The 24,197-nt window shown below is 54.3% G+C and carries 25 protein-coding genes; 6 read left to right on the forward strand and 19 right to left on the reverse strand.

The genetic code is table 11. The annotated features are described in order from the left end of the window. Positions 1 to 49: 49 nt before the first annotated feature. The 11 genes from nepI to rbsK form a co-directional block, all read right to left on the reverse strand. Complete coding sequence (nepI, locus tag OGV93_RS09040; RefSeq protein WP_047358472.1) at positions 50 to 1,234, reverse strand: purine ribonucleoside efflux pump NepI; 1,185 nt, start codon at positions 1,232 to 1,234, stop codon at positions 50 to 52. A 118-nt stretch (positions 1,235 to 1,352) separates the two neighbouring features. After that, the gene (locus OGV93_RS09045; protein WP_016157799.1) at positions 1,353 to 1,652 is read right to left on the reverse strand and encodes a helix-turn-helix domain-containing protein; all 300 of its coding nucleotides are present in this window, start codon (positions 1,650 to 1,652) and stop codon (positions 1,353 to 1,355) included. An 8-nt stretch (positions 1,653 to 1,660) separates the two neighbouring features. Further along, positions 1,661 to 2,002 carry a type II toxin-antitoxin system RelE/ParE family toxin gene (locus OGV93_RS09050; RefSeq protein WP_016157800.1) on the reverse strand — a complete coding sequence of 114 codons (342 nt, stop codon included), beginning with the start codon at positions 2,000 to 2,002 and terminating at the stop codon, positions 1,661 to 1,663. Between the two features lie 100 nt (positions 2,003 to 2,102). Continuing rightward, positions 2,103 to 2,555 (reverse strand): DUF1198 domain-containing protein, encoded by a 453-nt coding sequence (locus OGV93_RS09055; protein ID WP_181629548.1) that lies wholly within the window; start codon positions 2,553 to 2,555, stop codon positions 2,103 to 2,105. A gap of 148 nt (positions 2,556 to 2,703) precedes the next feature. Then, positions 2,704 to 4,095: a hexose-6-phosphate:phosphate antiporter UhpT gene (gene uhpT / locus OGV93_RS09060; protein WP_287109523.1), complete on the reverse strand. Its 1,392-nt coding sequence runs from the start codon at positions 4,093 to 4,095 to the stop codon at positions 2,704 to 2,706. 142 nt (positions 4,096 to 4,237) lie between these two features. Next, entirely contained in the window at positions 4,238 to 5,566 is a 1,329-nt protein-coding gene (locus OGV93_RS09065) for an MFS transporter (RefSeq protein WP_046276191.1), read from the reverse strand. A gap of 9 nt (positions 5,567 to 5,575) precedes the next feature. Beyond that, complete coding sequence (gene uhpB / locus OGV93_RS09070; RefSeq protein ID WP_016157802.1) at positions 5,576 to 7,078, reverse strand: signal transduction histidine-protein kinase/phosphatase UhpB; 1,503 nt, start codon at positions 7,076 to 7,078, stop codon at positions 5,576 to 5,578. Next, on the reverse strand, positions 7,075 to 7,668 hold the full coding sequence (uhpA, locus tag OGV93_RS09075) for a response regulator transcription factor UhpA (RefSeq protein ID WP_016155044.1): 594 nt from the start codon (positions 7,666 to 7,668) through the stop codon (positions 7,075 to 7,077). The genes uhpB and uhpA overlap by 4 nt, the downstream gene beginning before the upstream one ends. A gap of 195 nt (positions 7,669 to 7,863) precedes the next feature. Then, positions 7,864 to 8,877 (reverse strand): aldose 1-epimerase family protein, encoded by a 1,014-nt coding sequence (locus OGV93_RS09080; RefSeq protein ID WP_210591279.1) that lies wholly within the window; start codon positions 8,875 to 8,877, stop codon positions 7,864 to 7,866. A gap of 11 nt (positions 8,878 to 8,888) precedes the next feature. Next, a complete protein-coding gene (gene fucP / locus OGV93_RS09085; protein WP_003023919.1) occupies positions 8,889 to 10,205 on the reverse strand; it encodes an L-fucose:H+ symporter permease in 1,317 nt (438 codons plus the stop codon). A gap of 27 nt (positions 10,206 to 10,232) precedes the next feature. After that, a complete protein-coding gene (gene rbsK / locus OGV93_RS09090; protein ID WP_003827124.1) occupies positions 10,233 to 11,153 on the reverse strand; it encodes a ribokinase in 921 nt (306 codons plus the stop codon). A gap of 325 nt (positions 11,154 to 11,478) precedes the next feature. On the opposite strand from rbsK, the gene OGV93_RS09095 reads away from it, so the two are divergent. After that, complete coding sequence (locus OGV93_RS09095; protein WP_047415709.1) at positions 11,479 to 12,264, forward strand: DeoR family transcriptional regulator; 786 nt, start codon at positions 11,479 to 11,481, stop codon at positions 12,262 to 12,264. A 1-nt stretch (position 12,265) separates the two neighbouring features. Here OGV93_RS09095 and ilvN read toward each other — a convergent pair whose 3' ends face one another. The 3 genes from ilvN to ivbL all read right to left on the reverse strand — a co-directional run bounded on the left by ilvN (position 12,266) and on the right by ivbL (position 14,454). Continuing rightward, complete coding sequence (ilvN, locus tag OGV93_RS09100) at positions 12,266 to 12,556, reverse strand: acetolactate synthase small subunit (protein ID WP_003023914.1); 291 nt, start codon at positions 12,554 to 12,556, stop codon at positions 12,266 to 12,268. A gap of 3 nt (positions 12,557 to 12,559) precedes the next feature. Further along, a complete protein-coding gene (gene ilvB, locus OGV93_RS09105) occupies positions 12,560 to 14,248 on the reverse strand; it encodes an acetolactate synthase large subunit (protein WP_016155049.1) in 1,689 nt (562 codons plus the stop codon). 107 nt (positions 14,249 to 14,355) lie between these two features. Then, on the reverse strand, positions 14,356 to 14,454 hold the full coding sequence (ivbL, locus tag OGV93_RS09110) for an ilvB operon leader peptide IvbL (RefSeq protein ID WP_003827118.1): 99 nt from the start codon (positions 14,452 to 14,454) through the stop codon (positions 14,356 to 14,358). A 522-nt stretch (positions 14,455 to 14,976) separates the two neighbouring features. On the opposite strand from ivbL, the gene tisB reads away from it, so the two are divergent. The 3 genes from tisB to emrD all read left to right on the forward strand — a co-directional run bounded on the left by tisB (position 14,977) and on the right by emrD (position 17,401). After that, positions 14,977 to 15,066 (forward strand): type I toxin-antitoxin system toxin TisB, encoded by a 90-nt coding sequence (tisB, locus tag OGV93_RS09115; protein WP_003023909.1) that lies wholly within the window; start codon positions 14,977 to 14,979, stop codon positions 15,064 to 15,066. Between the two features lie 123 nt (positions 15,067 to 15,189). Beyond that, the gene (locus OGV93_RS09120) at positions 15,190 to 16,023 is read left to right on the forward strand and encodes an EamA family transporter (RefSeq protein ID WP_049042671.1); all 834 of its coding nucleotides are present in this window, start codon (positions 15,190 to 15,192) and stop codon (positions 16,021 to 16,023) included. Between the two features lie 193 nt (positions 16,024 to 16,216). Then, positions 16,217 to 17,401 carry a multidrug efflux MFS transporter EmrD gene (emrD, locus tag OGV93_RS09125; protein ID WP_047498775.1) on the forward strand — a complete coding sequence of 395 codons (1,185 nt, stop codon included), beginning with the start codon at positions 16,217 to 16,219 and terminating at the stop codon, positions 17,399 to 17,401. On the opposite strand, the gene OGV93_RS09130 is transcribed toward emrD, so the two are convergent. Together OGV93_RS09130 and dsdC are read right to left on the reverse strand one after the other, a co-directional pair. Then, positions 17,328 to 18,410 (reverse strand): cellulase family glycosylhydrolase, encoded by a 1,083-nt coding sequence (locus OGV93_RS09130; protein ID WP_287109524.1) that lies wholly within the window; start codon positions 18,408 to 18,410, stop codon positions 17,328 to 17,330. The two genes, emrD and OGV93_RS09130, sit on opposite strands and share 74 nt — an antisense overlap. A gap of 78 nt (positions 18,411 to 18,488) precedes the next feature. After that, the gene (dsdC, locus tag OGV93_RS09135; RefSeq protein WP_287109525.1) at positions 18,489 to 19,415 is read right to left on the reverse strand and encodes a DNA-binding transcriptional regulator DsdC; all 927 of its coding nucleotides are present in this window, start codon (positions 19,413 to 19,415) and stop codon (positions 18,489 to 18,491) included. Between the two features lie 229 nt (positions 19,416 to 19,644). Here dsdC and dsdX point away from each other — a divergent pair, with 229 nt between their 5' ends. Further along, the gene (gene dsdX / locus OGV93_RS09140) at positions 19,645 to 20,982 is read left to right on the forward strand and encodes a D-serine transporter DsdX (protein ID WP_016157809.1); all 1,338 of its coding nucleotides are present in this window, start codon (positions 19,645 to 19,647) and stop codon (positions 20,980 to 20,982) included. A 17-nt stretch (positions 20,983 to 20,999) separates the two neighbouring features. Next, positions 21,000 to 22,322 (forward strand): D-serine ammonia-lyase, encoded by a 1,323-nt coding sequence (gene dsdA / locus OGV93_RS09145; RefSeq protein ID WP_287109526.1) that lies wholly within the window; start codon positions 21,000 to 21,002, stop codon positions 22,320 to 22,322. Between the two features lie 12 nt (positions 22,323 to 22,334). Here dsdA and OGV93_RS09150 read toward each other — a convergent pair whose 3' ends face one another. From OGV93_RS09150 to OGV93_RS09160, 3 genes are read right to left on the reverse strand one after another with little or no spacing between them, the layout of a single operon-like run. After that, entirely contained in the window at positions 22,335 to 23,447 is a 1,113-nt protein-coding gene (locus OGV93_RS09150) for an anaerobic sulfatase maturase (protein ID WP_287109527.1), read from the reverse strand. Beyond that, on the reverse strand, positions 23,444 to 23,806 hold the full coding sequence (locus tag OGV93_RS09155) for a DUF202 domain-containing protein (protein ID WP_019078012.1): 363 nt from the start codon (positions 23,804 to 23,806) through the stop codon (positions 23,444 to 23,446). The genes OGV93_RS09150 and OGV93_RS09155 overlap by 4 nt, the downstream gene beginning before the upstream one ends. Continuing rightward, positions 23,796 to 24,143 carry a YidH family protein gene (locus tag OGV93_RS09160; protein WP_047415689.1) on the reverse strand — a complete coding sequence of 116 codons (348 nt, stop codon included), beginning with the start codon at positions 24,141 to 24,143 and terminating at the stop codon, positions 23,796 to 23,798. Before OGV93_RS09160 ends, OGV93_RS09155 begins: the two co-directional genes overlap by 11 nt. Between the last annotated feature and the right edge of the window lie 54 nt (positions 24,144 to 24,197).

The raw sequence follows: 24,197 nt of genomic DNA on the forward strand, positions 1-24,197 counted from the left end.
CGTCAGATAGCGGTGTTGCCTGAAAGCTGCGCGCCATCAGGCAACAATCTCACTGTATTCTGACCTTCATCGTGACCAGAAGCGCCGTCAGCAGCATCAGGCTGCCGGAAAGCATCAGGGGCGAAAGCAGTCCGAGGTTATCGAGCGCATAGCCTCCCACCGCTGCCCCGCAGGTATTGGCAAGCTGGATCACGGCGACCTGGACGGATCCGGCTTTTTCTGCCTGATCGGCAAGCGATCGGGTGATCCACGTCGACCAGCCGACCGGAACCAACGCAAACGCCAGGCCCCAGATAATCGCAATACCTGCCGCCACAACTTTGTCGCTACCCCACAGGATCAGGACCAGCGCGCTAAGCGCCAGCAACAGCGGCGCACCGGCTAAGGCCAGTTTGACCGAGCGCTTCAGAACCACCGAGGAGAGCGACGTCCCGACAAAGCTGGCGATACCAAAACTCAGCAGCACCAACGTCAGGCCATCAACTTCAAAGCCTGCCAGATTCATATAGATCGGGCGAATATAGGTAAAGAAGGCGAACTGTCCGGCAAAGGACATAAAGATGGCAATCATCCCGGCCATCACCCCCGGGCGCTGCAGCAGGCTGAACATATTTTGTTTCTGATGCGAAGGTTCACCTGGCAACGACGGCAGCGCTCTCACCACCCAAATCGTGCACAGCACGCCCATTACCGCCGCCGCATTAAACACGTTGCGCCAGCCGATAATACCGCCCAAAAAACTCCCCAGCGGCGCGGCAATCACCAGCGCGACAGAGACCGCGCCAAAAATCACCGACAGCGCTTTCGGTACCGTACGGGCGGGAACCAGACGCATGGTCAGCGACGCCGACATCGCCCAGAATCCGCCAAGCGCCAGACCGAGGCAGGCGCGGCCAATGAGCAGCAGTGAAAAAGAGTTGGCAAAGGAAACCAGCAGGCAGGAGAGCGTCAGCAGCACCGAAAACACGATCACCACGTAGCGACGATCGGTCGCCTGGATAATTTGCGTCACAAACAGGCTGGCGAACATGGCAACAAATGCCGTCACAGTCACCGATTGTCCGGCAACACCTTCAGAAATCCCCAGATCCTGCGCCATCGGCGTTAACAGGCTAACGGGCAGAAACTCAACGGTTATCAGGCAGGCAACGCAGAACGCCACGGCGAATACCGCCGACCAGTTCGGTCGGGCATTTGCCTCAGCGCGGGATTTTTGTTCAACAGCTTCACTCATTTTGTTACCTGCGTGGGGTTATTGCAGAAAAGTTACGCAGTGTAACATTAAATTTGTGACGTATTTAACGTTTTGGCAACTACTTTCATCTAACACAAAATCCAGGCCACACGGATTTTTAAAGATGAAACGCGACTCTTTTACCTGTCGGTAACTTAACATCAATACTCAGTTCGCCACCTAACGCCGTGACATAACGCTTAAGCGTCGACAGACGAGGATCGTTATCCGCCTGTTCCATTTTTGCGATTGTTGGCTGCTTAACGCCCATTGCCGAGGCAAGTTCCGCCTGAGAGAGATTCAGTTCTTCCCGTAACATATTTAACGCAATCACCTGACGTAGCACTTCTACTTTTTCAGCAATGCGCTCCTGGCTTTCCGGGCTTTGTTTCGCCATCAATTCTTTAAGCGTCGCCATAATTTTCCTTACTTATTAAGGTGATTTCGGTACTCAGCGTCAGCAAGCCTGATCATCTCTTTATAGAATTTCTTCTCGTTTAACCCTGTTTTATCGCCAGCGCATAACACGATGCCATGGCGAGAAGGATCAAACACGAAGAACGCCCGAATCGGGTTGCCCTGATGCTGCACTCGCAACTCTTTCATATTTGAAAAAGCAGAAGCATTTACCGTATCAGCAAACGGCCTGCCTAACTGAGGACCATACTCGGATAAAATCATCATCGCTGCGAGCATATCTTCCTTGAGCGCCTCGGTCTGTACGTCAAACCATTTATCGAAAACATCCGTTGTTTCCACTTCCCACATCAACGATCCCTCATAGCTAATAAGCTATAGGTAAATTATAGCCCATTAGCTATTAAATCAATTTATATTTGCACAATTAATTCGCCAACAGGCATGACTGTCAGTGTAGCCAGTGCACGCCATCTTCGGGCTGGAAAAAGGCGTTATAGCGCATCTGAAACGCATTAAACTCCTGCATATCCGGCTCTATCTCGCGCAGAAAACCGAGCGCCAGACGCACCTGTGCGTCAGTAATCGGCGTGGCCAATCGGGCTTTTTGCAGCCAACGGTGCCATTGCAGCAGATTCGACTCACTGCCGTCGACAATAACGATTTGCCAGATCAACAACACCTGGGCAGCATTTTGCAGATGCGATTCATCTGGGCGGTGGAGGTACTGTAAAAAAGCCTCACCCTGTACTTTTCCCATCTGATCGATCATCGACTCTACCGGCACAACATCAATATTTAGTCGCTCGCTCAGACGGCGAATTGCCCGTCGAGATCCGGACGTCAACACCCGAAAACCCACTATAAAAACAACGACCAATGTGGCCAGCATTATCCAAATCATGCGCACATCCATTACCAGACAGGATGCCCATCATAACGGCAAATTCCTCTCTGTCGACGACTGAACGTATCAACACGATTCAGGATGGATCCGCGACATAAAAAAGCCCGCCATCCAGGCGGGCAAAAGTTACCAATGCACACTTAACTTAAGCGACTTTCAATTGTTGAATTTTTTTCTCGCGGCGAATTTTACGTTCTTCAAACACGGCCACGATGGCCATCAGGCAGATACAACCGATGGCGGCGGTATCCAGCGCGGCGAACGTGCCCGCCCAGCCGGTCAGACCAAAAATCGGCGTGCCGTCGGCAATCATCCCCAGACCCAGCTTGGCGAAGCTGTCACCAATCAGGTATGCGAAGGTGCCTTTAATCCCATCGGCTGCGCCGATCGCTTTTTTCGGTACGAATCCGACGGCTGCAACGCCGATTAACAGCTGAGGACCGAACACCAGGAAGCCCAGCGCAAACAGCGAAGCCAGATAGACATACTGGTTGCTGGCGTGCTGATAAACGCCCAGGGTCGCGATAATCAACGCCAGCGCCACGCAGGCTACCAGCGCACGACGACCGTTAGCCAGGTCAGAGAGCCAACCCCACAGTAACGTGCCGACCAACGCGCCCACTTCAAACAGGGTAAAGCCCTGAATCGCCACCTCTTTGGAGAGCTTCAGCTCCTGGAAAGCGTAGACAGTGGACCACTGGTCGATACCGATGCGCACCACGTACAGGAAAATGTTGGAGAAGCACAGCAGCCAGATCACTTTGTTTTTCAGCACGTATTCAACAAAGATCTGCCATTTGGTCATCTCATTTTCTTCAGTCTCTTTGTCCTCTTCGCTTATCTCCTCGCCGAACAGCTCTTCAGCTTTACCGAGGCCATAAGACTCCGGGGAGTCGCTGCCGTAGCGCAGGCCGATAAAACCGACAATCAGGGCGATAATCGACGGGAAGATAAACATACCAATGACGTGACCGTCGAACAGATAGTAGGCGCCAAACAGCGCCACGCCAGCCGCACCCGCACCACCGAGGTTATGGGAGATATTCCACATGCCGAGGTAAGAACCCCGCTTGCGACGCGGCGTCCATTTGGTGATGGTGGAATAGCTACACGAGCCACCGGTACTCTGGAAAAAACCGCTCAGCGCGTAGAAGGCGATCATCAGGAACAGGCTGGTTGAACCCGCCCCCATGCTGGCGCTGAAGCCGAGCATACAGATGGCGGAGAGGATCAGCATAAACGGCAGGAACTGCTTGGTATTTTTGCCGTCTGCGTAGTAGGAAACCAGCGTTTTACCCACGCCGTAGGTGATGGAGAAGCCCAGGCCAATCATTCCCAGCTGCGTCATGCTCAGCCCGTAGGTGGAGATCATGTCGTTCTGCGCGATGTTGAAGTTTTTGCGGATCAGATACATGGTCAGGTAGCCAATAAAGACCACCAGATAGGACTGCATGAACGGTTTGAACCACATTTTGCGCCGCACATCGAGCGGCAGATCCAGGGTCGGCTTGCGTACCTGGTTTAGAAAGGCCAGCATTTGACACTCCCGAGCTAATTTTTATACCTGCGAATGGCAGGCATTGTAAAAATCAGCCGGGAGACGCGCCTGAGACAGCGTCCAGGTGAAACCGGGAAAATTTCTTAGTTTTACCCTACTCGGGGCAAAAAGGTGAGGTGCATCACGCTTCGTTGAGTTCGCGTGGAGCCTGGGCGTTCAAAAACGGCAGCAGCAGCAGCGCGGAAATCCCCGCCGCAATGGCGATCACCACAAAGAATCCGGTCCAGTGCCAGACCTCCATCACCTTCGCCAGCGGCCAGCCGGAAAGCGATGCCCCCAGATAGGCAAACAACCCGACAAATCCGGTTGCCGCGCCCGCTGCCTCTTTGTGCGAGCACTCCGCCGCCGCCATGCCGATCAGCATTTGCGGGCCGAAGACGAAGAATCCGGTGGTGAAGAAGCACGCCGCCTGCATCACGTAACTGGCGAACGGCATCAGCCACAACGAGCCCACGGAGAGCAAAATTCCGGCAGCGAAAATCAGGTTCATTGGACCGCGGTTGCCGTTAAACAGTTTGTCCGAGCCCCAGCCTGCGACCAGCGCGCCGATAAATCCGCCCAATTCGAACATGGTCACGGCGGTATTGGCGGTCACCAGATCCACGCCGAGCGTCTCCGACATATACAGATTGCCCCAGTCGTTGATGGCGGCGCGGACGACGTACACCAGCACGTAACACAGCGACAGCAACCAGATATAGGGATTCAGCAATACATAGCGGGTGAGGATCTCTTTACGGCTCAGCCCTGCGCCTTCCTGCTGCTGGGCGATTTCCAGCTCATCATGGCGCCAGTCGCCAATCGGCGGCAGACCAATCGCCTGCGGCCTGTCGCGCAGCCGCCAGCAGAGAAAAATCCCCACTACAATCGCCAACAGCCCGGCGATCATCATCCCGGCACGCCAGCCGTAGTGCAGCGCCGTCGCCGCCATCACGATAGGGATCAGCGCCCCGCCAACATTGTGCGCAGTATTCCACAGCGCCCACCAGCCGCCGCGTTCGGTACGCGAATACCACGCAGTCAATAAACGCGCGCAGACCGGCGACCCCCAGCCCTGGAAAAAGGCGTTCAGCGCCCAGAGCACCGCAAAAGCCCAGAGCGAGGTGGAGAAGCCAAACAGAATGTTCACCACGCCGGTGGCGATAAGCCCAAACCCCATAAAATAACGGGCGTTGGAACGGTCACTGACGATACCGGAAACAAACTTCGACAGGCCGTAGGTGATGTAAAACAGCGTCGCCAGCAGACCAATGTCGCTGCGGGTCAGCACGCCGCTGGTGAGGATATCCGGTACGGCGGCGTTGAAGCTCTTGCGTGTGAAATAGAACAGCGCGTAGCCGAGCCAGATAGTGGTCAGAATATGCCGCCGCCAGTAGCGGTAGAGGGCATCCACTTCACGCTTATCGGTGATGAGCGGCGCGCTGACTGGGGATTTTAAAAACGAAAACATGACCGCTCCTTACACATAACGCTGGGGTAACGACACGCTGACCCGCGTGCCGTGCGTACAGGAAATCGAGAGCGATCCCCCGAGGGCGGTAATACGTTCACGCATCCCGGTGAGGCCAAATCCCTGCTGATTCGACCCCGGCGGCAGGCCGCTGCCATCGTCCTCAATCACCAGCATCAGCCGTTCATCCTGCTGCCAGCCCTGAAGCGTCACCGCGCTGGCGTTGGCGTGCTTAACGATGTTGTTCAGCCCTTCCTGACAGACGCGAAACAGCGTCACCCGCTGACTTTCGCTGAGTGCAGATTCGTCAATTCGCCAGTCAAGGTGGCTGACAATGCCACGGCTTTCCAGCTCCATTTCACGCATCAATGAGCGGATGGCTTGTTCCAGCGTGAGATCATCCAACTGGCGCGGACGCAGACGACCCAACAGACGACGCACCGAATCGTACACGCCAAGAGAAAGTTGTTCGATATGCGCCCCGCTGCGCTTCACCCCTGCGTTTTCCGGCGCCAGCCGCTGGACAATGCCCGCCTGGGTGCGAATGGCGGTGATGGTCTGACCGATATCATCGTGCAGTTCGCGCGCCACATCCCGGCGTACGCTCTCTTCGGTCTCCAGCAGGCGTTCCGCCAGACGATGGTTGCGCGCTAATTCATTTTGCAGCGACTGGTTAAGCTCGCGCAGACGCTGGATCCCCGCGCCGAGCAGCAGCCCGGTCAGGCTTTGCACCAGCAGGGAGAGCAACAGGTCAACGGGATGATCGTGCCAGGTCTGGCTGGCAATCAGCGCAATGGCGTTCATTAACGTGGCAATCAGCGCCCCCTGCCAGCCGTAGTGCCAGGCGAGCGCAATGATCGGCAGCGCGAGGCAAAACGGCGTGAAGCGCGACAGTTCGTCGGGCAGGCCAAGCTGCAACCACAGGCTGACGCTAAACAGCAGCAGATACCAGACCAGATGCCGCCCGCGCCAGTTCACTGGCTGAGACACCACCGCCGGACCCAGCGGCAACCAGGTGGTGCTGGTAAGATAGTGCCAGAAAACCAGACAGATCGGAGCCAGCGTTAATCCACCAGTGAGCGTCAGCAGTAGGGCATTCCACGCCTCTTCGCCTTGCCCAAGCCAGGGCAGCGATTGCAGCAACGCCGCCGCCGTCAGCGCCGCGCCCTGCAACAGCAGCGTGCGCCAGTCGCGCTGATGGCGGTAGCGCGAAATCAGCATCACCGGGAGTAACGTGAGGAAGCTCCCGATCATCAAAAGTGGCAAGTGAGCCAGCGCCACTTCCTGCGCCAGCCAGAAAAGAAGCAGCCATTCCGCACCCAGCAGCACCGGCCAGTAGCCGCGTGGACATTGCAGCATCAGCCCCAGACGCAGGCCAAACGGAAACAGCAGTACCGCCAGCTCCGGGCGCTCAACCAGGTGCAGGCTGATACTCCACAAGCAAAACCACGCGGCAGAGAAGATAAAGAAGCAGGCAACAACGGTGATTAACCGGGAACAGAGCGTGTTCATTGCCAGCCGTCAAACATCCGACGGGCCAGTTCGACATCGTTGCTAACGCCCAGTTTTTCCATCAGGTTAGCGCGATGCACGTGCACCGTTTTCGGCGACAGGCCCAGTTCGGCGGCAATCTCTTTTACCGCCATGCCTTGCGCCAGTTTCTCCGCCACCTGACGTTCGCGTTTGGTCAGCGGATCCTGACGACCAGCCGCCAGTTTGACGGCGATATCCGGCGTCAAATAGCAGCCGCCGGTCGCCACGGTATGCACCGCCGCGATCAGCTCATCAGGGCTACAGCGTTTAGAAAGGAAACCACGCGCGCCCGCGTTGAGCGCCTGCTCCACCAGCGCCGGGCTGTCGTGGACGGAGAGCATGATAATCGCCATCCCTTTTGGCAACTGGCTTAACAGTTCAAGACCGGAGATATCAGGCATCGAGATATCACAGATACATACCTGCACGCCACGTCCCGGTAATCCCGCCAGCGCCTCGCTGCCTGAGCCGAACTCAGCCACAACCTGCAAATCAGGTTCCAGCCCCAGCAACTGGGCAAAGCCGGAGCGGACGATAGTGTGGTCGTCGATAAGGGCAACGGTGATCATGGGTTCTGTCCTGGGGGATAAAAAACGTGCTTACCTTAACGATATACACTTTATCCTTCAAGCAGCCTCTGCGTTGGCTTGGTCTGCTCACCCCAGTCACTGACTTGAGTAAGCTTCTGAGGTGAGCAGACTTGCCGCCTTATGCAGCTTGAAGGATTTTGTGTTCCGACGCGCTGCTGTTTAAGCCTTGAGCGATCAGGCGATGCCAGTTGTGACGGTAAATGTGCGGGTGTGCTGAGGTTCTAGCTGAATCAACGTGCCTTTTCGCTGTGCCGCCAGGAAGCCTTCAGGGCGACAGGTCGCAGGTAGGGCGAAGGCTGCCACCTGCTGATCGCCGTTATAGAGGATCCAACGGGTGACATAATTCAGCTCCGCGCTGGAGAAACGCGTCACGAACGTGGTGCCATCAGGTGCGATCATGCGAAATTCAGGCTTATCCGTGTATCGGTCCAGTTGGTCAGCGAAGAAAACGATTTCCGGATCGTAAAAATCGGGCTCGTTGAGGCGCCCCAGCGAGGTCTCGCCCTGAATGATCCGCTGATTAAACGTCAGCCACTGCTCGGTAGGCTTAACATGCGCGGGTACCGACTCACGCAGCTTCATGGCTTCATCCGGGATATTCTGGCTGAAGGTCGCTTCCGGTACGTAGGCATAGTTCATATGGCACATATACTGTAAAGGCATTGCCACTGAGGCGAGGTTGGTGACCGCCATCTGAATATCAAACAGCGCACTCGCTTTGCGCATAATCACCGCAGGATGCGCCTGATAATGATGACCGAACCCCATCACATACTCGTAGCGTCCGCTCACGCGCAAATTCTCTCCCTCCAGCTCCAGCCAGGCCTCATCCATCGCGGCACAGGCCATTTCGCCATGCAACGGGTGAGAATCTTCCGGCGAAGGGCAGCCATTAGCCAATATACCCGAGTGGAAAGCAAAGCAGCCGTAAGTCGCTACCACTTCCGCAGCCGGTTTTGGCTGACTGAACATGTTGCGCATGGTCAGTTCATGCCCGTCAAACTGAGCATCCCAGATCATCTGCCCCATCCAGGGCAGAATAACCAGATGTCCACGACTGTTTTCTATCTTCAGCCCTTCCACACCGCTGGCGTAACGAAATGCGGTAACCGTGAAGTCGCTATTCTTCAGTAAGATTCGCGGATGCTCTGCAAAGAGTTCCCGCCACAGCGTGATACGTGTTGTCATGATCGCTCTCCTCAGGAAACAGTCGCTTCAGCCAGGTTATTGCGCACTTTGCTTTCACGCCAGAAGTAGATACCGACGTACACGAAGCACAACATGGAGACCAGGAACGAGAGTTGTAGCGAGTGGAACATATCGGCCACATAGCCCTGAATTGCCGGAACCACCGCTGCACCAACAATGGCCATGACAATAACCGCCCCCGCCATTTCAGTATGTTCGTTATCCACGGTATCCAGCGTACCGGCATAGATTGTCGCCCAGCAGGGTCCAAACAGGACGCTCACCAGTACGGCAACGTACACGGCGCTGAAGCTTGGCGCCAGCGCAACATAGACCAGAAACAGTGCGCCAATGATGGAGTAGAGGATCAGCACTTTTTCCGGATTGAAGCGTGTCATCAAGATGTTGGCGATAAACTTGCCGATAAAGAAGCAGGCAAAGCTATAGACCATGAAGGTTGAGGCGTCGCGCTCGTTGATATCACCCAATTCCAGCGCCAGACGGATGGTAAATGACCACACCGCGACCTGCATCCCCACGTACAGGAACTGCGCCACAATCCCACGGCGGAAACGGGCATTGCTGGCCAGATAACGCAGCGTATCCATCGCTGACGGACGTTTATGACTCGCCGTTTGCGCGACTTTACAGGTCGGGAAGCGGGTCAGCAGGAACAACACCATCACCACAACCAGCACCATAATCATGTACTTGTAAGGCTCAAGGGTATTTTCCAACATCAACACTTTAAAGTTGTGGATCTGCTCCGCGTTCATCCCAGCCATCTGTTTTTCCAGACTCTCGCCTTCAGAGAAGACCAGATATTTACCCAGCAGAATACCGGCGGCTGCACCAATGGGGTAAAAGGTCTGGCTGATGTTCAGGCGCAGGGTGGCATACGCTTTTGGGCCAATCATGGAGCTGTAGGTGTTGGCTGCAGTTTCCAGGAAGCTCAGGCCAATCGCAATCGCAAAAATTGCCGCGAGGAACATGGTGTAGGTGGCCATGTGCGATGCCGGGAAAAAGAGCGTACAGCCAACAATATAAAGGGTCAGTCCCATTAAGATGGCGATTTTATAACTGGTCTTTTTAATCACCAAAGATGCCGGAATCGCAATTAAAAAATAACCGCCATAAAAGGCACTCTGAACTAATGCCGAAGCAAAGTTGCTGAGTGAAAATACGCTTTTGAATTGCGTAATCAGAATATCATTTAATGCGGCTGCGCATCCCCATAAAGGGAATAAACAGGATAACAAAATAAACTGGAACAGAGGCGTCTTATTCAGATAGCCGTCGGGCATCTGAATGATGTTTTTATCGTTCATAGTGCTACCTTTTACAATGCAGGAGTATTATTCGTTTAAGGTAAGAAACTCATTAAATTGTTCGATGCTTGGATAAGATGATTGAGTGCCTTTCCCGGTAACGCTGAATGCAGCGAAGAGAGCGGCTTTTTTCATGGCGGCTTCGACATCACCGCTTTGAACGTAATAGTGGGCAAAACAACCGATGAAAGCGTCACCTGCACCACTGGTATCGACAGCGTTCACTTTAAACGCCGGGACATGGACTTCCTGGTCACGCGTCATCCACAGAGCGCCTTTCTCCCCCATGGTGACGATAATATTGTTCAGACCTTTATCGACCAAAGAACGTGCCGCGGCGCGAATATGGTCATAGGTATCCACCGGCATACCGGTTAATATTTCGAGCTCGGTTTCATTTGGCACGAAGAAATCGCATTTACAGGCATAAGACATATCTAATTCCCGTAATGCAGGGGCGGGATTTAATAACACTTCAATACCGTGTTTTTTACCGAATTCAATCGCGTGATAAACCGTTTCCAACTGTACTTCCAGCTGCAGGACAATAAGTTGACACTTTTTCAGATCTTCCGCCGCGCGATCGATATCTTCCGGGGAGAGAAACTTGTTGGCACCTTTAATAATCAGAATGCTGTTGCTGGAGTTTGCATTAACAAAGATCGGTGCAACGCCGCTGCTGGTGCAGGGTACCTTTTCGACATAGGTCGTATTAATCCCCCAGGATTCGAGATTACGAATGGTGTTATCCGCAAAAATATCATCACCGACTTTCGTCAGCATCAGCACTTTGGAGTTGAGCTTAGCAGCCGCAACGGCCTGATTTGCCCCTTTACCGCCACAACCAATTTTAAAGGCGGGTGCTTCCAGCGTTTCCCCTTCTTTGGGCATCTGGTTGATGTAGGTGATGAGATCCACCATGTTGGAGCCAATAACCGCGATATCCATTTTACTACCTCTCAGAAACAATCACACAACAATGATATTAAAATAACATTATCATGTTACTTCCGTATCATTTGTGACTAGGATCGCGATTGGAGGATCATTTTATTGTTTATTTATTATGCTAAATGTTGCATCTCTATCACACTCAAAATGATTAACTTGCTTACAATTGACTGAAAACTCGCTGCTTATAATCAATAAAACGTGTAAAAACACGCTTTTATTTCCCAATGGTCAGACGTATAGTAATGCAGCAATATCATGTTCCCAGAAACACATAAATGTTACTGAAGGAACATGAAAACATGATTCGTGGAGAGTGTGCATGGAAACCAAGCAAAAAGAACGTATTCGACGTCTGATGGAATTGTTGAAGAAGACCGACAGAATCCATCTGAAAGAGGCGGCGCGCATGCTGGAGGTTTCCGTGATGACCATCCGTCGGGATCTCAGCCAGGATGACGAACCATTGCCGCTTACGCTACTCGGTGGTTACATCGTGATGGTGAACAAGCCCGCCACCCTCGTTAACGCTCCGCTCCCCGTGCAAAAGCAGTATCATCGCGACGATTTACCGGTTGCCATTCTGGCCGCGGGACTGGTCAGTGAAAACGATCTGGTCTTTTTTGATAATGGTGCCGAAATGCCATTAGTCGTCAGCATGATCCCGGACGATATTACCTTTACCGGAATTTGCTACTCACACCGGGTATTCGTGGCGCTAAATGAAAAACCCAACGCCACGGCGATTCTTTGCGGGGGCACCTATCGGGCGAAAAGTGATGCCTTTTACGACACCAGCAATCCCTCTCCGCTGGATGCGCTCAACCCACGAAAAGTGTTTATCTCTGCCAGCGGAGTCCATGAGCATTTCGGCGTTAGCTGGTTCAATCCGGACGATCTGGCCACCAAACGCAAAGCGATGGAACGCGGATTGCGCAAAATTCTGCTGACGCGCCACGCCCTGTTTGATGAGGTTGCCCCCGCCAGCATTGGCCCGCTCTCCACTTTTGACGTACTGATAAGCGATCGCCCGTTGCCGGCAGATTACGCAACCCACTGCCGGAACGGTTCTGTCAAAGTCATCACTCCGGATTCAGACGGCGACTAACTCACTCAAAGAAAACCGTGATTTTGTTAAACATCGACGGGTCGGACTGGTTGCGGGCCACTTTCACCACATCTTCCAGCTTGTCGATCTGGCTTATCATCTGCTCAAGACGCTGATCGTCGTTGACCAGTAGCCAGATGCGGCTCTTGTCGCTGTCCTGAATCGGTAGACAGAGAATGCCTTCCACGTTGAACGCGCGGCGGGCAAACAGCCCGCAGACGTGGGTCATTACGCCCGGATGGTTGCGTACGGTGAGTTCCAGGATTACGTTGTCATGAGTCTGCTGTTGCATGGCTTATTCCCCCACCATTTCTGTGTTTGCCGCACCCGGCGGCACCATCGGGTACACTTTTTCTTCGGCATCGATGCGCACGTGGATCAGCGCAGGTCCAGGGCGATTAATAATCTCCTGCAACGCTGCCTGTGGATCCGCTTCGTTATTCAAATCGCAGGTTTCGAGGCCAAACCCGGCGGCTATCTGCATAAAGTTAATCATCCCCGGATATGTCGCCGCAAAAACGCCCTGCTTATAGAACAAACTCTGCTGCTGATACACCAGACCCAGCGCTTCGTTATTCATCAGGATGATTTTAATATCCAGCTGATTTTCGCTGGCCGTCGCCATTTCCTGAATATTCATCATCAGGCTACCGTCGCCGGAGAAGCACAGCACCTTTTTGTCCGGGTTGACCAGCGCTGCGCCAATTGCCGCCGGCAGGCCAAAGCCCATGGTTCCCAGACCGCCGGAGGTCAGCCACTGACGCGGACGGTTCAGCGGGTAAGCCTGTGCGGCCCACATCTGATGCTGGCCTACGTCGGTGGTGATAATGGCATTGTCATCCACGCAGGCCGCTACGGCGTTGATCAGCCCATAGTGGCTGAGCGGGTCGCTTTCCTGCGGAATGCTGCAGGGGAATTCGCGTTGTAAATCGGCCACCATTTGATGCCACGACTCTCGCGGCTGCGCGTCAATTAATGGGATCAGTTGCGCCAGAACCTCATCGACATCCGCCTGAATCGCCACGTGTGGCTGTTTGATTTTACCCAGCTCCGCGCGGTCGATATCCACATGGATGATTTTGGCGTTCGGACAGAACTGCTCGGTTTTACCAATCGCCCGGTCATCAAAACGCGCGCCCAGAACAATCAATAAGTCCGCTTCTTGCAGAATAAAGTTAGTGCTGCGCGCGCCGTGCATACCCAGCATGCCTAACGACAGCGGATGCGCTTTCGGCAACATACCGAGCGCCATTAAGGTCATGGTGGTGGGCAGCATGGCTTTTTCTGCCAGTTCACGAACCCGTTCAGGCGCGTTAATCACGCCGCCGCCGAGATACAGCACCGGACGCTGTGCGGCGTTAATCATGGCTGCGGCATCGCGAATGCTGTCCTGGCTGAACGCCGGTGCCGCCATTTTCTGCGCGGGCTCCGGCATCTCTTCAATTTCAAAAACTGCAGTTTGAATATCCTTAGGAATGTCTATCCACACCGGGCCCGGACGGCCGGACTGCGCAATGCGGAACGCATCGCTCATGACCTGCGGTAATTCACTGATATGGCGGACCAGATAGTTGTGCTTGGTGATGGGGATAGAGATGCCGTAGGTATCGACTTCCTGGAAGGCGTCGGTCCCGATCATTGAGGCCGGAACCTGCCCGGTGATACACACCAGCGGGATGGAATCCAGCCGCGCGTCGGCAATGGCGGTCACCAGGTTGGTCGCGCCCGGTCCGCTGCAGGCCATACAGACGGCGGGTTTACCATCGGTTCTCGCCATCCCCTGCGCGATAAACCCCGCGCCCTGCTCGTGGCGCGCCAGGATATGACGGATTTGCGTGCTTTGGCTCAAGGCGTCATACACGGGAAGAATCGATCCGCCAGGAATACCGGTGACCACCTGAATCCCCTGGCGTTCCATGAAATGAACGATGAATTCTGCGCCCGTAAAACGCGTACGCTTGGATGTTATGCCCGAACTTGCCATGCTCCAGTCCTTTTATTCTGGGCCTTTGCTTCGGGCAGGTCTCTTAAACGAAAAACCCCGCCCGGTTTGCGCCGGCGGGGTTTTGGAATCGTGTGTTGATCCGGACCCTACGGCGCATTGCCGACGACCACCACCACACGCACGACGACCGCTGCGCGAGATGGCGCAGTTTTTAGTAGGGTCGCAGTCAGCATGGAAGGGTTCATTAGGGACCTGTCTGTTTGTTGATTAACTGGATTTATACAAACACAGGTTTTTCAGCGTGACAATGGAAAATTTTTCATCTGCATAAAAATGCGTCAACGATCACATTTCGCTGTACAGAGTCGGAAAACAAAAAACCCCGCCGGAGCGAGGTTTTTTTCAGCGCTGTGCGGTTGGTAGCCGCCGAACACACTGTGTTATGTCAACGGAAAAAGTATACGTGTTCTGCGAAGAACACGCAATTTCGGCACGAATTTTGATGGTTTTGAGTATGGATCATGAATGACACAACGTCCATAAAATACTGTTAATTTATACAGTGTTTATCTATAATGTCTCGGTACGCAATGTGTTATGCGGGGGCCGCATCGTAAACCGGCGCATCAAAGTCCTGGCTGAAACGGGTGGTGCCGTCAGCGCCTTAACCCCCGTGTGAGCACACTGTGTTATGTCAACAAAGGTGCTGGCAACAGGCAGCGGCGAGGTACGTCAGCACCGTGCTCCTTGTACCAAAAGGAGAGCGTATGAGCCTCGTGGATATCGCTATTCTTATCCTCAAACTCATTGTTGCAGCACTGCAACTACTTGATGCCGTTCTGAAATACGTTAAGTAATTCGGATTCAAGTCGCACCTAAGGGGAGCGGGTAACACTCCGCTCCCCTTTCACCTTCTCCCTGGTGCTTGTCTCGCGCCAATATGTTACGTTTTTATGACATTCTCAGGGAAGAACGCCACCATGACGCTTTCTGTTTTCTGCATTTTGCTGTTCGCCGCACTGCTGCACGCCAGTTGGAATGCCATTGTTAAAGCTGGAAACGATAAACTGTACTCGGCGATTGGCGTCAGCGGCTCCGCGGCGATTATGGCACTGATCTGCTTACCCTTCGCGCCTCAGCCTTCCACCGCCAGCCTGCCGTTTTTGGCCATCTCAACCGCGTTGCAAGTGGTGTATACGGTCCTGGTCGCCAAAACCTATCAGGTTTCGGATATGAGTCAGACCTATCCTCTGATGCGTGGGACAGCACCGCTGCTGGTTGCGATTATCAGCGTCTTGTTCCTTGGCGATAGCCTGTCTGTGTTTGCCTGGGTGGGGATTGCTACGATCTGTCTGGCCATTCTCGGCATGGCATTTAACGGACGCAGCAGCTCACAACGCGGGATCGTACTGGCGCTCATTAACGCCTGCTTTATCGCTGGTTACACGCTGGTTGATGGCACCGGCGTACGCTTATCAGAAACCGCGCTCGGTTATACGCTGTGGACCTTCTTTCTGAACGGTTCCTGTCTGCTGGGCTGGGCGATGATCGCCCGGCGCCGGGAAGCGTCACGCTATCTGGTACAGCAGTGGAAGAAAGGTATTCTGGGCGGGATTGGTACGATGGGTTCTTACGGTCTGGCGCTGTGGGCCATGACCCAGGCTCCGTTGGCGGTGGTCGCAGCGCTGCGTGAAACCTCCATTCTGTTTGGCGCTCTGCTCGCCTGGCTGCTGCTGAAAGAAAAGGTTGCCGGAATACGCCTTGTCGCGGCCGCCGGTATTGCCGTAGGCGCTGTCTTACTTCGCTTGTCATGATCGCGCCGTAAAGCCGATGCAATCCGGCAACATTTGTTGCCGCTTTTTGTTTACATTTCCTGCCGTTCATCGCGTAAACATTCCAGCCCACTATCTGGCCTTCTTTTTCTGTTGTGGTAGATTCCACGCGCATTTACGGGAAAGTACAGCACCTTATTCTTCTTTTTTCTCTTTTTTAAAAGTAATCAGCGAAATGAAAAGGCATAGAAGCGTCAATTTGTTGTTGATGTTGGTATTACTGGTGGCGGTAGGTCAGATGGCGCAAACCATTTATATCCCCGCGATTGCTGATATGGCGCGTGAACTGAACGTTCGCGAAGGAGCGGTGCAAAGCGTAATGGCCGCCTACCTGCTGACCTACGGCCTGTCACAACTGTTTTACGGCCCACTTTCCGATCGCGTTGGCCGCCGTCCGGTGATCCTCACCGGAATGTCTATTTTTATGCTGGCCACGCTGGTCGCGATTACCACCCACAGCCTGACGGTACTGATTATCGCCAGTGCAATCCAGGGCATGGGCACAGGCGTCGGCGGTGTAATGGCACGAACCTTACCGCGCGATCTGTACGAAGGCACGCAGCTGCGCCACGCGAATAGTTTGTTAAACATGGGGATTCTGGTGAGTCCGCTGCTGGCCCCGCTGATTGGCGGCATGCTGGATACCCTGTGGAACTGGCGCGCCTGTTACATCTTCCTGCTGGTTCTGTGCGCGGGCGTCACGTTTAGCATGGCGCGCTGGATGCCGGAAACGCGTCCTGCGGGCGCACCGCGTCCACGCCTTATCGCCAGCTATAAAACGCTGTTTGGTAACAGTTCTTTCACCTGTTACGTGCTGATGCTGATCGGCGGCCTGGCGGGCGTTGCGGTCTTCGAGGCCTGCTCCGGGGTATTGTTGGGCGCAAGGCTCGGTTTAAGCAGCATGGTGGTCAGTATCCTGTTTATTCTGCCCATCCCGGCGGCATTTTTCGGCGCCTGGTTCGCCGGTCGCCCGAATAAGCGTTTCTCGACGCTGATGTGGCAGTCGGTTATCTGCTGTCTGGTAGCCGGTTTAATGATGTGGATCCCGGGCCTGTTTGACGTGATGAACGTCTGGACGCTGCTGGTTCCCGCCGCACTATTTTTCTTCGGTGCCGGGATGCTGTTTCCGCTGGCAACCAGTGGCGCAATGGAGCCTTTCCCATTCCTGGCAGGCACTGCCGGTGCGCTGGTTGGGGGATTACAGAATATTGGTTCCGGCGTGCTGGCGTGGTTCTCTGCAATGCTGCCGCAGACCGGGCAAGCCAGTCTGGGCCTGCTGATGACCCTTATGGGACTGTTGATTTTTGTTTGCTGGCTTCCGCTGGCGTCACGCGTGTCGCATCAGGGGCAGGCGGTTTAAGCGTATGATGGCCCGGCTTATCGCCGGGCTTTTCGCATTCAGGCGCGATCATCGTCGTCAGTAACGGCTCCAGCGCCGGACGCCAGGCGCCTTCCTCGCCATCATAAAACTGCGTATCCGCATTGATAGCATAGGGAATTTTCGCTTTTTTCAGTTCGCATGCCATAAAGCGGGCAAACGCCATTTGCGAGGCAGAAGGCGCGTTCCTGATGGTTTCTCCTGGAGACCAGCCTCCCACCCAACTGACATGACCCGTTTTCTGCTGCCAGTGAAGGGCGGTATTGATACGGGCGCGAATAGCGGCCTTTTCTGCCGCTGTACCTGAGGTCCACGGATATTTACCGTTATTTTTCAGCGGCCCCCACGGAAAAATATGCCATTGAGCCAGCACGGTATTCTGACTTTGCGGCGGCAGTTTCAGGTCAGGCAAATCTTCCGGCGCGGCGCGTAGTCGCGGCGCGATAAAAATCATCCGCTGCGGGTCGATGGCATGGACAGTACGAATGGTTTTGTCATACACCCGATTGAGCGATACCTGATTATGGTTGAGCTTATCAGAGGGTTCGTATATCAGGTCGAAACCCAGCAACGGCGAGCTTTGACCAAAGTAATGCGCCACCGCCACCCACCAGTTAACCACCTCTTTTTCGTTACCGGTACTGGGATCTTTTTTATATTCGTCAGCCTGATAGGCAATTATCGGGATCACGCCATACTGCTCGCAGGCTTCCACCAGCTTGCGCAGATGTATAAGCCGCGCCTCCGTAGGCTCTCCCGCCACGCGAATGCGCACGTGGGTTAACCCTTTCGCCCTGTAATCCCGCACCACCAGCGGATCGAATTCACGGATACCCCGATCGGTGCGCGCCCAGTCTACGTCCATCCCAACGCCAAGCTGCTGCGCATACTGCGCCGCGGTCAGCACAGGTTGCGCGGCACACACGGTGGCGCTGGCTAACAGTAAAAGGGAAACTATCGGCTTTAACACGGTCGTCCTTACGCAAATCATCAGGAGTGATATCACGTATTTAGCATGCTTTTTCACTTTGCGTGTAGCGAGAAAGCGTAAAAAATATTCGCGGCCCGCTTATTTAACCTGTTCCTGAAGCCAGCGAATAAACGCCTCGATTTTCGGCCACTGTCTGCCAGGAAGGGTAGTGATGTAGTAGTGCTGATGGCATTTCAGCGCCATATCGCCAAAAGGCGCAACCAGCTCTCCGCTGTCGAGGCGTTTTTGCACCAGCCGCTTTCGGCCCATCGCCACGCCGATATGATTCATCGCCGCAATCACCGCCAAATCAGAACGATCGAAACCAATTCCCGACGATGTCGGCAGATTCACCGAAAAATGCTGCGCCCAACTGTGCCATTCATCGGTCCCGGAGTCGTTACTCCACGCCTGTCTGTCATGCAGTAACGTACAGTACGGTAAATTCACCAGCGAACCGGTAAGGTCATGGCGGCGAGCGTAGTCCGGGCTGCATACCGGCAGGATCTCTTCATCCATCAGGAAGTGGTGCGTGAGCTGCGCAGAGGGCGCGTCGTCAAAATAGATGGCCAGATCGACCCCGGCACGCTGCAGATTGACGTTGTCGTTCCCGGTCAGCATGGTCAGCGAAATCGATGGATAGCGACGGGTAAAGTCGCCGAGCGCCGGAACCAGCCAGCACTGAGCGATAGAAGGCCGTGAGTAGACGGTGAGGGTCCCGGACAACTCCTGATTTTTAATATCAAGGATTTCCTGATTCAGCGTATCCAGCGATGATTTCAGCGCCCAGAACACCCGCTTGCCTTCGTGGGTGAGTTCCACTTTACGATGCGAACGAACAAACAGCTGAATACCCAGCTCATCTTCCAGCTGATTAATGCGATGGCTGACAGCGCTGGGGCTTAATGACAGCTCATCTGCCGCCAGCGCAAACGACTGGTGCCGGGCCGCCACTTCAAAGGTATACAGCTTTGACAACTGCCAGCCGTTGAGCAGCCGATTTCTGACCTCGCGTAAGGGATCCATGTTCACCTCCTGTCCTCCTGATTCATTCGCCGGAGTGTAAAAAAGTTCGCTGCAAAAATCAGCACAAAGATGAATCAAGGTGAACCATATCGCATAAACAAAGCGTAATTAGACGTAAATCACCTACTTGATGCAATCTGGTTCATGTGAAAGGGGATTTATATCGTTTGTCAGACCATGCCTTATTTTTGTCCAATAACCCTATATTAATCACAGGGCAAGGTGAGTTATGCACTCTCAAATCTGGGTTGTGAGCACGCTGCTGATAAGCATCGTGTTAATCGTTTTGACCATCGTGAAGTTCAAATTCCACCCGTTTCTGGCGCTGCTGTTAGCCAGCTTCTTCGTGGGTACGATGATGGGTATGGGGCCGCTGGATATGGTCAATGCCATTGAGAGTGGCATCGGCGGTACGTTGGGCTTCCTCGCCGCGGTTATCGGCCTTGGGACCATTCTTGGCAAAATGATGGAAGTATCCGGCGCGGCCGAACGCATCGGCCTGACGCTACAGCGCTGTCGCTGGCTTTCCGCTGACGTCATTATGGTACTGGTCGGGCTGATTTGCGGGATCACTCTGTTTGTTGAAGTCGGCGTAGTGCTGTTGATTCCTCTGGCCTTTTCAATTGCCAAAAAAACCAATACCTCGCTACTGAAGCTGGCGATTCCGTTATGTACAGCGCTGATGGCGGTACACTGCGTCGTGCCGCCGCATCCAGCCGCCCTGTTCGTGGCGAACAAGCTGGGCGCGGACATTGGCACCGTGATTGTCTACGGCTTACTGGTGGGCTTAATGGCCTCGCTGATCGGCGGTCCGCTGTATCTGAAATTCCTCGGTAACCGTCTGCCGTTTAAGCCGGTTCCGGCTGAGTTTTCCGACCTCAAGGTGCGCGACGAAAGTACGCTGCCATCGTTGGGCGCTACGCTATTTACCGTACTGCTGCCGATTGGCCTGATGCTGGTAAAAACCGTCGCTGAGCTGAACATGGCGAAAGGCAGCACGGTTTATACGCTGTTGGAGTTTATTGGTAACCCGATCACCGCGATGTTTATTGCCGTTTTCGTGGCCTATTACATTCTCGGCCTGCGTCAGCACATTGGCATGGGTGCGCTGCTGACCCACACCGAAAACGGTTTTGGCTCCATTGCTAACATTTTGCTGATTATCGGCGCAGGCGGCGCATTCAACGCTATCCTCAAGAGCAGCGGACTGGCGGATACCCTCGCGCTGATCCTCTCGAACATGCATATGCACCCGATTCTGCTGGCTTGGCTGGTGGCGTTAATCCTGCATGCTGCGGTGGGCTCTGCCACGGTGGCGATGATGGGTGCGACGGCAATCGTGGCCCCGATGCTGCCGCTCTACCCCAACGTTAGCCCGGAGATCATCGCCATTGCCATCGGTTCCGGCGCGATTGGCTGCACGATCGTCACCGATTCCCTCTTCTGGCTGGTGAAGCAGTACTGCGGCGCCACCCTAAATGAGACGTTCAAATATTATACGACCGCGACATTTATCGCGTCCGTTATTGCACTGGTTTGCACATTCCTGCTTTCCTTTATTATCTAAGCGCAAAGAGACTGACTATGGAAAACATTCAAACACTTATCGCCCAGCATCCTTTAGTGGAAGATCTGGTCGCTCTCAAGGAGACGACCTGGTTTAACCCTGGCACTACCTCTCTTGCGGAAGGTTTACCGTATGTTGGCCTGACAGAGCACGATGTTCAGGATGCCCACGCTCGTCTGACGCGCTTCGCGCCGTATCTGGCGCAGGCATTCCCGGAAACCGCAGCCACCGGCGGCATTATCGAATCTGAACTGGCCGCGATCCCAACGATGCAAAAGCGGCTGGAAAAAGAGTATGGGCAGCGCATCAACGGCGAAATTCTGCTGAAGAAAGACAGCCATCTACCGATTTCCGGCTCAATTAAAGCGCGTGGCGGTATTTATGAAGTGCTAACCCACGCGGAAAAACTGGCGCTGGAAGCCGGTCTGCTGACCACACAAGACGATTACAGCATTCTGCTTTCGCCTGAGTTTAAACAGTTCTTCAGTCAGTACAGCATCGCCGTAGGCTCCACTGGCAACCTTGGGATGTCGATCGGCATTATGAGCGCCCGTATCGGTTTTAAGGTGACGGTTCATATGTCTGCCGACGCTCGCGCATGGAAAAAAGCCAAACTGCGCAGCCACGGCGTGACGGTCGTGGAGTATGAAGAAGATTATGGCGTGGCGGTTGAGCAGGGCCGTAAGGCGGCACAATCCGATCCGAACTGTTTCTTTATCGATGATGAAAATTCCCGCACGTTGTTTTTAGGTTATGCGGTAGCCGGCGAGCGTCTGAAGGCGCAGTTCGCGCAGCAGGGGCGCGTGGTGGATGCCGACCATCCGCTGTTTGTTTACCTGCCGTGCGGCGTCGGCGGTGGGCCTGGCGGGGTGGCGTTTGGCCTGAAGCTGGCATTCGGCGATAACGTGCACTGCTTCTTCGCAGAACCTACCCATTCACCGTGCATGCTGCTGGGGATTTATACCGGGCTGCACGATACAATTTCTGTGCAGGACATTGGCATCGATAACCTGACAGCGGCAGATGGGCTGGCGGTGGGCCGCGCGTCCGGCTTTGTTGGCCGGGCAATGGAACGTCTGCTCGACGGTCTGTACACCCTGGACGATCAGACTATGTACGACATGCTGGGCTGGCTGGCGCAGGAAGAAGGCATTCGCCTTGAGCCGTCGGCGCTGGCCGGGATGGCCGGTCCGCAGCACGTTTGCGCTTCTGCTGACTATCAGCAAATGCACGGCTTCAGCGCGGAGCAGCTCAATAACGCCACCCACCTGGTGTGGGCGACCGGCGGCGGCATGGTGCCGGAAGCCGAAATGGCGCAGTATCTGACCAAAGGACGTTAAACGCCGCTGAACTTAACGCAGCATCGCCATCAGTTCCATCGGTGAGCGATGTTGCTTCAGAAGGTCACGCATCACGCGCATATGCGGCGCGGTATGATTGAAGAAAGCGCTGTATCCGCCGCAAATCGCACTCTTTCCACTGCTGTCGCGATGCTTTGGACAATCGCCATGGCAAAAGCGTAATAGCGAACACGCCTGGCATTCCGCGCTCAGCGTGGTTCTCTTGGACTGACCAAACGCCGCTGCCCTCGGGCTGGCGTTGAGCTCACTCAACGACGTGCGATGAATATTACCCAGGCGAAAATCAGGGTGAACATAGTGATCGCACTGATACAAATCGCCATTCGCTTCCAGAGCAAAAGCATGTCCGCAGGTGGAGCTTAGCGAACACATCTGCGCCGGGTGTCCGCACCATACGCCCAGAGTTGAATCAAATAACTGGACGAATACGCGGCCAATATCTTCTCTGACCCAGATATCAAAGACGGAATTCAGGAAGGTTCCCCACGCCTGAGGCGGGACGGATTCGGCGGTAAGCTCACCGTCTTCATCATATTCAACCAGCGGAATGAACTGCAAAAAAGGCGTGCCAAGCTGGCGTAGGTAGCGATACATCAACTCAGGTTGCTGGCTGTTCAGAGAATTAACCACTACCAGCAGATTGAACTCCACCTGATGCTTACGGAGCCTGGCAATGGAGTCCACCACCTTATGGTGAGTCGGTTTTCCGCTGCTGTTAACACGATAAGCATCGTGCAACTCGGCGGGGCCATCCAACGAAATCCCCACCAGCCAGCCGTTATCGTGCAAAAACTGACACCATTCGTCGTTGAGCAAAATCCCGTTGGTCTGGAACGCGTTATGGATTTTCTTCCCTTCCCCGTACTGTTTTTGCAACGTCACTACGCGGCGAAAAAAGTCGATGCCACAGAGGGTTGGCTCTCCGCCCTGCCAGGCGAACATCACGTCAGCCCCCTGCTGTGCGGTGATATGCTGACGAATAAACGTCTCTAAGGTGGCGTCATCCATTTCGGGTTGAGTGGGTTTATCGATGTAAAAACAGTAACGACAATCCAGGTTACAACGAGAGCTGGCTGGTTTGGCCATGACCTGACATCCTGTCATGCTAAATTCCCGATAAACGCAATAAGTTGGCGGACATGCGTTACAGCAAACAGTATTGCGAGGGATAACACCGCGAGGGAGATCATAAATTTGTCACGCACCGCGCGAGATTCAGAAAAATCGCTATGCGTAACATCCATCAGATTACGGCTGCGGGTATAGCGCCACAGAACGATCGCCACCATCGCCAGCACCACAATTGAAACCCAAAACAGGAAGCCCGCCTGATGCCAGTTGTGCTTCAGCGCCAACGCCATTAGCGCGCCATAACCCAGAAGCGTACGAAACCAGGCCAGCGATGTTCGCTCCGGTTGTAACCCCGGATCGGCGATACGTCGCGACTTACGGCTATCCGGCATACAGCACCAGTCCCATGACAATCACCGCGACAATAAACAAAATCAGACTGATGATTAACAGGCTATGGGTATAGGGCAAATCCTCTTTCAGGCGCATCGCCCTCTCATTACGCAGCCAGCGCAGGTAGCCATAAATCGCCAGGCTACCGGCAAACAGGCACAGCAACAGCGCCAAAAGCTCACGAATTACCGGCGTGGCAAAATCCGGTGCCAGTTGGTCGAGACCAACCCCCGCCGCCAGAAATCCCAGCGCGGTACGGATCCACGCCAGAAAGGTACGCTCATTTGCCAGTGAGAAGCGGTAATCCGGGGCTTCTCCAAGGCGGGAAATTTTCATTCAAACTCCTCTGGCTGTCATTGCCGGATGGCGGCTAATGCCTTATCCGGCCGA

The sequence above is a fragment of the Citrobacter sp. Cb031 genome (genome assembly GCF_030336725.1).
Lineage (GTDB): Bacteria > Pseudomonadota > Gammaproteobacteria > Enterobacterales > Enterobacteriaceae > Citrobacter > Citrobacter braakii.

Coding starts and splice junctions, on each gene's coding strand:
- nepI (WP_047358472.1), bottom strand. CDS start 1,234: ATGAGTGAAGCTGTTGAACAAAAATCCCGCGCTGAGGCAAATGCCCGA.
- OGV93_RS09045 (WP_016157799.1), bottom strand. CDS start 1,652: ATGGCGACGCTTAAAGAATTGATGGCGAAACAAAGCCCGGAAAGCCAG.
- OGV93_RS09050 (WP_016157800.1), bottom strand. CDS start 2,002: ATGTGGGAAGTGGAAACAACGGATGTTTTCGATAAATGGTTTGACGTA.
- OGV93_RS09055 (WP_181629548.1), bottom strand. CDS start 2,555: ATGATTTGGATAATGCTGGCCACATTGGTCGTTGTTTTTATAGTGGGT.
- uhpT (WP_287109523.1), bottom strand. CDS start 4,095: ATGCTGGCCTTTCTAAACCAGGTACGCAAGCCGACCCTGGATCTGCCG.
- OGV93_RS09065 (WP_046276191.1), bottom strand. CDS start 5,566: ATGTTTTCGTTTTTAAAATCCCCAGTCAGCGCGCCGCTCATCACCGAT.
- uhpB (WP_016157802.1), bottom strand. CDS start 7,078: ATGAACACGCTCTGTTCCCGGTTAATCACCGTTGTTGCCTGCTTCTTT.
- uhpA (WP_016155044.1), bottom strand. CDS start 7,668: ATGATCACCGTTGCCCTTATCGACGACCACACTATCGTCCGCTCCGGC.
- OGV93_RS09080 (WP_210591279.1), bottom strand. CDS start 8,877: ATGACAACACGTATCACGCTGTGGCGGGAACTCTTTGCAGAGCATCCG.
- fucP (WP_003023919.1), bottom strand. CDS start 10,205: ATGAACGATAAAAACATCATTCAGATGCCCGACGGCTATCTGAATAAG.
- rbsK (WP_003827124.1), bottom strand. CDS start 11,153: ATGGATATCGCGGTTATTGGCTCCAACATGGTGGATCTCATCACCTAC.
- OGV93_RS09095 (WP_047415709.1), top strand. CDS start 11,479: ATGGAAACCAAGCAAAAAGAACGTATTCGACGTCTGATGGAATTGTTG.
- ilvN (WP_003023914.1), bottom strand. CDS start 12,556: ATGCAACAGCAGACTCATGACAACGTAATCCTGGAACTCACCGTACGC.
- ilvB (WP_016155049.1), bottom strand. CDS start 14,248: ATGGCAAGTTCGGGCATAACATCCAAGCGTACGCGTTTTACGGGCGCA.
- ivbL (WP_003827118.1), bottom strand. CDS start 14,454: ATGAACCCTTCCATGCTGACTGCGACCCTACTAAAAACTGCGCCATCT.
- tisB (WP_003023909.1), top strand. CDS start 14,977: ATGAGCCTCGTGGATATCGCTATTCTTATCCTCAAACTCATTGTTGCA.
- OGV93_RS09120 (WP_049042671.1), top strand. CDS start 15,190: ATGACGCTTTCTGTTTTCTGCATTTTGCTGTTCGCCGCACTGCTGCAC.
- emrD (WP_047498775.1), top strand. CDS start 16,217: ATGAAAAGGCATAGAAGCGTCAATTTGTTGTTGATGTTGGTATTACTG.
- OGV93_RS09130 (WP_287109524.1), bottom strand. CDS start 18,410: ATGATTTGCGTAAGGACGACCGTGTTAAAGCCGATAGTTTCCCTTTTA.
- dsdC (WP_287109525.1), bottom strand. CDS start 19,415: ATGGATCCCTTACGCGAGGTCAGAAATCGGCTGCTCAACGGCTGGCAG.
- dsdX (WP_016157809.1), top strand. CDS start 19,645: ATGCACTCTCAAATCTGGGTTGTGAGCACGCTGCTGATAAGCATCGTG.
- dsdA (WP_287109526.1), top strand. CDS start 21,000: ATGGAAAACATTCAAACACTTATCGCCCAGCATCCTTTAGTGGAAGAT.
- OGV93_RS09150 (WP_287109527.1), bottom strand. CDS start 23,447: ATGACAGGATGTCAGGTCATGGCCAAACCAGCCAGCTCTCGTTGTAAC.
- OGV93_RS09155 (WP_019078012.1), bottom strand. CDS start 23,806: ATGCCGGATAGCCGTAAGTCGCGACGTATCGCCGATCCGGGGTTACAA.
- OGV93_RS09160 (WP_047415689.1), bottom strand. CDS start 24,143: ATGAAAATTTCCCGCCTTGGAGAAGCCCCGGATTACCGCTTCTCACTG.